We start from the raw sequence: 8,899 nt of genomic DNA, 5'->3' as shown, positions 1-8,899 counted from the left end.
CAGCCGCTCCCACAAGGTCCGCGTTGAGCATGGCAGAGATGTGTAGATACCCATGGTCATCGCTGGCAAGCCAGCTCCCACAGGGGCCAGTCAATCAGTGAGTTATGTAGTGTTCTATGGGAGTGGGTTCTGCGCCGTCGAACGGGATGGTTTAGAAATTCCTGAACTGATTATTTGCCTCCAGCGATTTGTCTGGCACTGGCGCCTCGCCAGAATCCCTCACGACAACTACAAAAACCGTGAGTGCCACACTCGTGAACCAGACCCTTACGCGCGAAACCCAGGTACTGCAGGCCGCCGCCGCCCTGGTCCAGGCCTTCGCCAGCAACGATACCCAACGCTACTTCGCCTGCTTCAGCGAAGACGCTACCTTCCTTTTCCACACCCTCCCGCAACCGCTGATGTCCCGTCTTGCCTACGAGCAGGTGTGGGCGCAATGGCAGGCCGAAGGCTTTGCCGTGCTCGGCTGCCAGTCGAGCAATGGCCAGGTCAGCCTGCAGGGCGATGTGGCGATCTTCATGCATGACGTGGCCACCCACCTGCGGGTCGGCGGCGAAGAACTTCAGTTGCAGGAACGGGAAACCATCGTCTTCCGCCTGCACGGCGAGCACTGGCTGGCCTGTCATGAGCACCTGTCGGCACTGAGCGATAGCTGATTCTTTTCCGGCGGCCTTGCCGCCACTGCCAACGCACTCAACAACAATCACGACAGGCGCTGGAGCACCACCATGAGCCATTCTTCCGGAATCGAAACCAACGGGGTCGAACAGATTCCCGATCATCAACGCGATGCCTCTCCCCTGGACCTGTTCCGCCTGATCTTCGGTGGCGCCAATACCTTCGCCACCGCAGTACTGGGCAGTTTCCCGGTGCTGTTCGGCCTGTCGTTCCAGGCCGGGGTCTGGGCGATCCTGCTGGGCGTTGCGGTCGGTGCGCTGATCCTTTCGCCCATGGGCCTGTTCGGTGCGCTCAACGGCACCAACAACGCGGTGTCGTCCGGTGCGCATTTCGGCGTGCACGGGCGTATCGTCGGTTCCTTCCTGTCGCTGCTCACCGCGGTGGCGTTCTTCTCGCTGTCGGTGTGGAGTTCCGGCGATGCCCTGGTCGGCGGCGCCAAGCGCCTGGCCGGGCTGCCGGAAACCGACCTGACCCTGGGCCTGGCCTACGGGCTGTTCGCCGTGCTGGTGCTGATCGTGTGCATCTACGGCTTCCGCTTCATGCTGTGGGTCAACAAGATCGCCGTATGGGCGTCGAGCCTGATGTTCCTGCTGGGCATCTTCGCCTTCTCCGGGCCGTTCGACGCGGGCTTCGCCGGTAGCGTCAACCTCGGCCAGCCGGGCTTCTGGGCAGCCTTCATCGGCGCGGCGCTGCTGGCCATGAGCAACCCGGTGTCGTTCGGTGCCTTCCTCGGCGACTGGTCGCGCTACATCCCGCGGGAAACCCCCAAGGCGCGGATCATGCTGGCGGTGATCGCCTCGCAGATCGGCACCCTGATCCCGTTCTTCTTCGGCCTGTGCACCGCGACCCTGGTGGCGAGCAACGCACCCGAGTACATCCAGGCGAACAACTACGTCGGCGGCCTGCTGGCCATCTCGCCGGCCTGGTTCTTCCTGCCGGTGTGCCTGATCGCGGTGATCGGCGGCATGTCCACCGGCACCACGGCGCTGTATGGCACCGGCCTGGACATGTCCAGCGTGTTCCCGCGCCTGCTCAGCCGCGCCGGGGCGACCCTGCTGATCGGCGTCGCCGCCATCGCCTTCATCTTCATCGGCCGCTTCGCCTTCAACCTGGTGCAGAGCGTGTCGACCTTCGCCGTGCTGATCATCACCTGCACCAGCCCGTGGATGGTGATCATGATCCTCGGCCTGATCACCCGCCGCGGCTACTACCACGCCGATGACCTGCAAGTGTTCACCCGCGGCGAGCGCGGCGGCCGCTACTGGTTCAATCACGGCTGGAACTGGCGCGGCATGGGCGCCTGGATCCCCAGCGCGATCACCGGCCTGTGCTTCGTCAACCTGCCGGGGCAGTTCGTCGGCACCCTGGGCGAGCTGGCCGGCGGCATCGATATCAGCCTGCCGATCACCCTGGGCCTGGCCGCCGTGCTGTACCTGGCGCTGATCAATCTCTTCCCCGAACCCGCCGCGGTGTATGGCCCCAAGGGCCCGCGCTGGGTGTACCGCAAACCGGCGGCGTCCGCGCCGCTGTCGAATGCCGAAACGGCCTGACTGGAGCTGCACATGACTCATTACATCGCCGGCCGCTGGGTGGATGGCGCCACTGCCGACTGCATCAAGGTCTTCGATCCGTCCCTCGGTGAGCCTTTCGCCGAACTGCTGGCGGCCAGTGCCGCCCAGGTCGACGAGGCCGTGGCCGCCGCACGCCAGGCCCTGCCAGCGTGGAAAAACACCGACGTGGCGACCCGCGCCGGCTACCTGCGCGGTTTTGCCGAGCAACTGGGCCAGCGCCGCGAGGAACTGATCGCCCTGCAAATGCGCAACAACGGCAAGCCGCGGCATGAAGCGGAAGTCGACCTGGATGACGCCGTCGCCACCTTCGGCTACTACGCCGACCTGATCGAACAGCAGGCGCAGAAGGACCCGAACGTGGCCCTGGCCGCTCCGGGCTTCAGTGCCCGCACCCGCCTGGAGCCGGTGGGCGTGGTCGGCCTGATCGTGCCGTGGAACTTCCCGCTGGTGACCAGCGCCTGGAAGCTGGCCCCGGCCCTGGCCGCCGGCTGCACCGTGGTGCTCAAGCCGTCGGAGATCACCCCGCTGATCGAGCAGAGCTACGGGCAGATCGCCGAGCAACTGGGCCTGCCGGCGGGCGTGCTGAACATCGTGGTCGGCAAGGCCGAAACCGGTATCGCCCTGAGCAACCACAACGGCCTCGACAAGCTGTCCTTCACCGGCAGCAACACCGTCGGCAGCCAGGTGATGCGCAGTGCCTCGGCGCAGTGCCGGCCGGTGACCCTGGAACTGGGCGGCAAGTCGGCCATCGTGGTGTTCGACGACTGCGACCTGGACCAGGCGGTGGAGTGGATCGTCGCCGGCATCTGCTGGAACGCCGGGCAGATGTGCTCGGCCACTTCGCGCCTGCTGATCCAGGACGGCATCGCCGATGCCCTGCTGGCCAAGCTGAAAGTCGCGCTGGAGCAGTTGCGCGTTGGCAACCCGCTGAGCGAGGAAGTCGACATGGGCCCGCTGACCAGCCAGGGCCAATGGCTCAAGGTGGCGGCGTACTTTGCCGTGGCGAAGGAAGAGGGCCTGAACTGCCTGGCCGGCGGCAAGCCGCTGGACCGTGCCGGCTGGTTCGTCAGCCCGACCCTATACGCCGATGTGCCGGCGGACAGCCGTCTGTGGAGCGAGGAAATCTTCGGCCCGGTGCTGTGCAGCCAGCGTTTCCGTACCGAGGAAGAAGCCATTGCCCTGGCCAACGACAGCCGTTTCGGCCTGGTGGCCACGGTGGTCAGTGCTGATCTCGAGCGCGCCGAGCGGGTCGCCGATGCCCTGGAAGTCGGGCATGTCTGGATCAACTCGATCCAGGCGGTGTTCGTCGAAACCTCATGGGGCGGCACCAAGGGCAGCGGCATCGGCCGCGAGCTGGGGCCGTGGGGGTTGTCGGCGTATCAGTCGGTCAAGCATGTGACCCGTTGCCTGGGGTGATGTCAGTGCCGGCCTCATCGCTGGCAAGCCAGCTCCCACAGGTCCACCACAGTCCTTGAGGGCGGTGCTATCCCTGTGGGAGCCGGCTTGCCGGCGATGGGGCCAGCAGCTACAACCCCGTCTGCCTGATCTCCCACAGGTGGTTGCGTTGCCTCAGTTCCTATCCAGCCACACCGTCTGCGCATTGCAGAACTCGCGCACCCCAAAGTGCGACAACTCCCGCCCGAAACCACTCTTCTTCACCCCACCGAAGGTCACCCGCGGGTCGCTGGCGCAGTAGCCGTTGATGAAGATGCCGCCGGTATCCAGCTCTTCCACCAGTTGCTCGGCCAGTTCCACATTGGCGGTGTAGATGGTCGAGGCCAGGCCGAATTCGCTGTCGTTGGCCAGTTGCAGGGCATGCCGGGCGTCGCGGGCGGTGATGATCGACGCCACCGGGCCGAACAGCTCTTCCTTGAATGAGGTCATCTGGTCGGTGACGTCGGCCAGCACGGTCGGCAGGTAGTAGTTGCCTTCGCCCTCGGCCTTGTCACCACCGAGCAGCAGGGTGGCGCCTTCGGCCAGGGTCGCCTGGACCTGGCCATCCAGCTCGTCACGCAGGTCGAAACGGGCCATCGGGCCGATATAGGTGTCGGCATTGCGCGGGTCACCCATCACCAGCTCGCGGGTCAGGGCGACGAACTTCTCGGTGAAAGCCTGGACCACGCCTTCCTCGACGATCAGGCGCTTGGCCGCGGCGCAGACCTGGCCGGTGTTCTGGTAGCGGCCGATCACGGCGGCTTTCACCGCTTCATCGAGGTCGGCATCGTTGAGCACGATGAACGGGTCGGAGCCACCCAGTTCCAGCACGCATTTCTTCAGCGCGGCACCGGCCTGGGCGCCGATGGCGGTACCGGCGCGGACGCTGCCGGTCAGGGTCACGGCGGCGATGCGCGGGTCGGCGATGGCCTTGGACACGCCGTCAGGGGTGACGTTGATCACCTCGAACACGCCTTCAGGGAAGCCGGCGCGCTTGAACGCGTCCAGTAGCAGGTAGGCGCTGCCCATTACGTTCGGCGCGTGCTTGAGCACGTAGGTGTTGCCGGCCAGCAGGGCCGGGACGGCGCCGCGCAGCACCTGCCAGATCGGGAAGTTCCACGGCATCACCGCCAGCAGCGGGCCGAGCGGACGGTATTCGATGCGCGCCTTGCCCACCGGTACCGGGGCTGGTTCCGGGGCGAGCATGGCCGGGCCGGCTTCGGCGTACCAGTCGCAGAGCTGGGCGCATTTTTCGATTTCGCCACGGGCCTGGGCGATCGGCTTGCCCATTTCGTCAGTGATCATCAGCGCCATGGCTTCGGCGTTGTCACGCAGCGCGGCGCCCAGGGCGCGCAACTGGCTGACGCGGCCTTCCAGCGGCGTGCGCCGCCACACCGCGTAACCGGCAGCAGCTCGGGCCAGGGCGGCGTCGAGGGCAGCGTCGTTTTCGTAGGCGTAGTGGCCGATCTGCTCGCCAGTGGCAGGGTTGATCGACAAGGCATGGGTGTGGTGGCTGATCACGGTCATTTTTGGCGTTCTCGTGGACGGTGTGTGAGAAGGAGCCTACTGCGTTGTATGTTTCGCAGAAACTGAATAATACTGAGCGAAACATTCACGCAGAGAGAATGACTCTATGGATCTGGTCCAGCTGGAGATGTTCAAGGCCGTGGCAGAGCAGGGCAGCATCAGTGCGGCGGCCCAGCATATTCATCGGGTGCCGTCGAACCTGACCACGAGAATCCGACAACTGGAAGAAGAACTGGGCGCCGAACTGTTCATCCGCGAGAAAAGTCGCCTGCGCCTGTCACCGGCCGGGTGGAATTTTCTCGACTATGTGAAGCGTATTCTCGACCTGGTGGCCGAGGCGCGGCAGACCGTGGCCGGTGACGAGCCCCAGGGCGCCTTCGCCCTCGGCTCGCTGGAAAGCACGGCGGCGGTGCGCATTCCTGCGGTGCTGGCGGCCTATAACCAGCTCTATGCCAAGGTCGAACTGGACCTCAGCACTGGCCCCTCCGGAGCGATGATCGACGGCGTGCTCGCCGGGCGCCTGAGCGCTGCCTTCGTCGATGGCCCGGTGCTGCACCCGGCGCTGGAAGGGGTGCCGGTGTTCACCGAGGAGATGGTGCTGATCGCGCCACTGAACCATCCGCCGATCAGCCGCGCCGCCGAGGTCAACGGCTCGACTATCTACGCCTTCCGCGCCAACTGCTCGTACCGCCATCACTTCGAAAGCTGGTTCGCCCAGGACGCGGCGGTGCCGGGCAAGATCCTCGAAATGGAGTCCTACCACGGCATGCTCGCCTGCGTCAGTGCTGGCGCCGGCCTGGCGCTGATGCCGCGCAGCATGCTCGACAGCATGCCGGGCTGCAGCACGGTCAGCGTCTGGCCGCTGTCGGAGCGCTTCCGCTATCTGCGCACCTGGCTGGTGTGGCGGCGGGGCATGGTGTCGCGTTGCCTGAGCAGTTTCGTCGAATTGCTCCGCCAGCGCGGTGATGTGGTGGACGAGCCGGTCAGCTAGCGGCCACCAGCACCACGCCATCGAACAGCGCCCGCGCGGTGCGGACCAGCCCGCAGCTGACGATGCGTCCGCCTTGCTGGTGGATCTCCACGCTGAACTCGCCGCTGGGATGCTCCACCGACAGCCGCTGCACCGGGCCCGGCTGAACCTGCGCCAGCGGCCGGGCCACGGTGTCCTCGATCAGGCAGGCGGTGGCCACGCTGACCGCGCCGAATACGCCGATGGAGGCGTGGCAGCGATGCGGAATGAAGGAGCGGGTGGCGATGCTGCCGCCGGCGACCGGCGCGGCCACCAGGCACATCTTCGGCACGTTGCGCTGGCTGACATCGCCCAGGTTCATGCGTGGCCCGGCCTGCAGGCGGATCGATTCCAGGCGCGCCTTCAGCTCATCGTCGGCGTCCAGTTGCTCGCGGCTCTCATGGCCACTGCGCCCGAGGTCTTCGGCGCGCACCAGCACCACCGGCATGCCGTTGTCGATGCAGCTCACCTCGACCCCGTCGAAGCAGTCCCGCGGCGAGCCGGTCGGTAGCAGGCTGCCGCAACTGGAGCCGGCGATATCCTCGAAGGCGATGACGATCGCGGCGCCTGTGCCTGGCACGCCGTCGATACGGGTTTCGCCGGCGTAGCTCACGGCGCCGTCCGGCGTGGCGATCGTGGCCACGGCAACCTGCCCGGTGTTTTCCATGAAGATCCGTACCCGGGTGCTGTCGCCCTGGATCGGCAGCAGGCCGCGCTCAAGGGCGAACGGGCCGACGGCGGCGAGGATATTGCCGCAGTTCTGGCCCTCGTCGACCCGCGCCTCGTCCAACAGCACCTGGGCGAACAGGTAGTCGACATCGGCATCGGCGCGGGCACTGCGGCGGATGATCGCCACCTTGCTGGTCAGCGGGTCGGCACCGCCGATGCCGTCGATCTGCCGGGCGTCCGGCGAGCCCATCACCGCCAGCAGCAGGCGATCGCGCTGGGCGCGGTCGGCAGGCAGGTCGTCGGCCAGGAAGAAGGCGCCCTTGGAGGTGCCGCCACGCATCAGCAGGCAGGGGATACGCAGCTGGCTCACAGGCGGCGCTCCAGGTCGGCAAGGCTGTCCAGGTAGACCAGGCCTTTTTCCTCCAGGCGTGGACGCATGCCATAGATGTCCAGGCCCAGCTCGCCATTGGCCAGGCGCAGGCGTTTCTGCTCTTCCAGTTCGGCCCGGCCCAGACCGGCCTGGGCCACATCGCGGGCTTCGCCACGGCGTACCACCACCACGCCGTCGTCGTCGGCCACCACCACGTCGCCGGGGTTGATCAGTTGACCGGCGCACACTAGCGGCAGGTTCACCGAGCCGAGGGTTTCCTTGACCGTGCCCTGGGCATTGATGCCCCGCGACCACACGGCAAAGCCCATCTCGCGCAGGGTCTGGCTGTCACGCACGCCGGCATCGATGACCAGGCCACGCACGCCACGGGCCTTGAGCGAGGTGGCCAGCAGGTCGCCGAAGTAGCCGTCGCTGCACGGCGAACTCGGCGCCACCACCAGCAGGTCGCCGGGTTGGCACTGCTCCACGGCGACGTGGAACATCCAGTTATCACCCGGCGCCACCAGCACCGTCACCGCCGACCCGGCCTGCGCCACGCCTTGCTGGATCGGTCGCAGTTGCGAGCCGAGCAGGCCCTTGCGGCCCTGGGCCTCGTGCACCGTGGCGACGCCAAGCTGGCCGAGGGTGTCGATCACCTCGGGCTCGGCGCGGCGGATGTTGCGCACCACATAGCCGGTCTTGCCGATCAGTTCGCTCATGCCAGGTTCTCCGTCACCCGCGGGAAGATGCTCTGGTAGCCCTCGCCGTAGACGATGTCGCGGCTGGAGGCGATGCCGACGTTACGCTTGGCCTGCACGCCGCGTTGCAGGGCGACCCGGGTGTAGTACTCCCACAGGTGTTCCTGGCCGGCCATGCACTGGATCGCGGCGTACTTGCGCTCCCACACCGAGGTGATGTCCAGCAGCACATCCGGGCGCCATTCGCATTGCTCGGGCTGGTGCGGCTCGAAGCTGTACACCGGCGGCGCGCCGACAATCTTCTCGCCGGGGCGGTAGCCTTCGGCCTGGGCGATGATCCGCGCTTCCTGGGCCAGGTGCATGGCCAGCGGGTGGTCGTAGTTGTACGGGTCCTTCAGCGAGTGGCTGAGGACGAACTCCGGCTGCACCCGGCGGAACACGTCGGCGAGGCGGAACAGGGTGTCCTTGTCGGCGCGCATCGGGTAGTCGCCGATATCGAAGAACTCGACGCTGGCCCCGAGAATTTCGGCAGCGGCCTCGGCTTCCTGGCGGCGCGCGGCCTTGACCTTGTCCTCGGTCATCTCGCCCTTGCGCCACAGCTTGGCCGACTCGCCGCGCTCGCCGAACGACAGGCAGACGATATGCACCGCGTAGCCCTGCTCGGCGTGCAGGGCGATGGCGCCGCCGGCGCGCCAGACGAAATCGGCGGAATGGGCGCTGACCACCAGCGCGGTTTTGGGGGTGGGGTTCATGGGGCAAGGCTCCTGCTGGGTTTTGCCCAAGGATGTCAGTCGGGGTGTTGGCGGGGTAATGCGTAGGCTTGAGGGGGGTATGCGTTTTGCTTATTGCGGCTGAGCCAAGTCACGCGCATAGTCCCGCAGCGACTTGGCCCCTGTGGGAGCTGGCTTGCCAGCGATTGCTTCAGTGAATTCACTACTGCAAT

The 8,899-nt window shown here is 66.5% G+C and carries 8 protein-coding genes; 4 read left to right on the top strand and 4 right to left on the bottom strand.

Annotated features, from left to right (window positions below; genetic code table 11):
• Window positions 1-254: 254 nt before the first annotated feature.
• From ACODSK_RS31645 to ACODSK_RS31635, 3 genes are all read left to right on the top strand, one after another.
• Entirely contained in the window at window positions 255-656 is a 402-nt protein-coding gene (locus tag ACODSK_RS31645) for a YybH family protein (RefSeq protein WP_489021951.1), read from the top strand.
• A 72-nt stretch (window positions 657-728) separates the two neighbouring features.
• The gene (locus ACODSK_RS31640) at window positions 729-2,228 is read left to right on the top strand and encodes a purine-cytosine permease family protein (protein WP_489021949.1); all 1,500 of its coding nucleotides are present in this window, start codon (window positions 729-731) and stop codon (window positions 2,226-2,228) included.
• 6 nt (window positions 2,229-2,234) lie between these two features.
• Window positions 2,235-3,665 (top strand): aldehyde dehydrogenase family protein, encoded by a 1,431-nt coding sequence (locus ACODSK_RS31635; RefSeq protein WP_489021953.1) that lies wholly within the window; start codon window positions 2,235-2,237, stop codon window positions 3,663-3,665.
• 153 nt (window positions 3,666-3,818) lie between these two features.
• On the opposite strand, the gene ACODSK_RS31630 is transcribed toward ACODSK_RS31635, so the two are convergent.
• Complete coding sequence (locus ACODSK_RS31630) at window positions 3,819-5,210, bottom strand: aldehyde dehydrogenase family protein (protein WP_489021947.1); 1,392 nt, start codon at window positions 5,208-5,210, stop codon at window positions 3,819-3,821.
• A gap of 106 nt (window positions 5,211-5,316) precedes the next feature.
• Between ACODSK_RS31630 and ptrR the strand changes: the two genes are divergently transcribed.
• Window positions 5,317-6,201: a putrescine utilization regulator PtrR gene (gene ptrR, locus ACODSK_RS31625; RefSeq protein WP_489021945.1), complete on the top strand. Its 885-nt coding sequence runs from the start codon at window positions 5,317-5,319 to the stop codon at window positions 6,199-6,201.
• Here the strand turns inward: ptrR and ACODSK_RS31620 are convergent.
• The 3 genes from ACODSK_RS31620 to galB are packed head-to-tail and all read right to left on the bottom strand — an operon-like array spanning window position 6,194 to window position 8,708.
• Window positions 6,194-7,258 (bottom strand): 4-oxalomesaconate tautomerase, encoded by a 1,065-nt coding sequence (locus ACODSK_RS31620; RefSeq protein WP_489021943.1) that lies wholly within the window; start codon window positions 7,256-7,258, stop codon window positions 6,194-6,196. The genes ptrR and ACODSK_RS31620 overlap by 8 nt on opposite strands.
• Window positions 7,255-7,977, bottom strand: a complete 723-nt coding sequence (locus ACODSK_RS31615) for a 4-carboxy-4-hydroxy-2-oxoadipate aldolase/oxaloacetate decarboxylase (protein ID WP_489021941.1) — start codon at window positions 7,975-7,977, stop codon at window positions 7,255-7,257. Before ACODSK_RS31615 ends, ACODSK_RS31620 begins: the two co-directional genes overlap by 4 nt.
• On the bottom strand, window positions 7,974-8,708 hold the full coding sequence (gene galB, locus ACODSK_RS31610) for a 4-oxalmesaconate hydratase (RefSeq protein ID WP_489021939.1): 735 nt from the start codon (window positions 8,706-8,708) through the stop codon (window positions 7,974-7,976). The genes ACODSK_RS31615 and galB overlap by 4 nt, the downstream gene beginning before the upstream one ends.
• Window positions 8,709-8,899 lie beyond the last annotated feature (191 nt).

The sequence above is a fragment of the Pseudomonas sp. FG98 genome, assembly GCF_057808595.1.
The sequence above is the reverse complement of the archived record's forward strand: the minus strand, read 5'-3'. Positions and strand labels throughout refer to the sequence as shown.

Bases quoted from the DNA above. Each gene is read 5' to 3' on its own strand.
- galB (WP_489021939.1), bottom strand. From the start codon at position 8,708: ATGAACCCCACCCCCAAAACCGCGCTGGTGGTCAGCGCCCATTCCGCC.
- ACODSK_RS31640 (WP_489021949.1), top strand. From the start codon at position 729: ATGAGCCATTCTTCCGGAATCGAAACCAACGGGGTCGAACAGATTCCC.
- ACODSK_RS31630 (WP_489021947.1), bottom strand. From the start codon at position 5,210: ATGACCGTGATCAGCCACCACACCCATGCCTTGTCGATCAACCCTGCC.
- ptrR (WP_489021945.1), top strand. From the start codon at position 5,317: ATGGATCTGGTCCAGCTGGAGATGTTCAAGGCCGTGGCAGAGCAGGGC.
- ACODSK_RS31615 (WP_489021941.1), bottom strand. From the start codon at position 7,977: ATGAGCGAACTGATCGGCAAGACCGGCTATGTGGTGCGCAACATCCGC.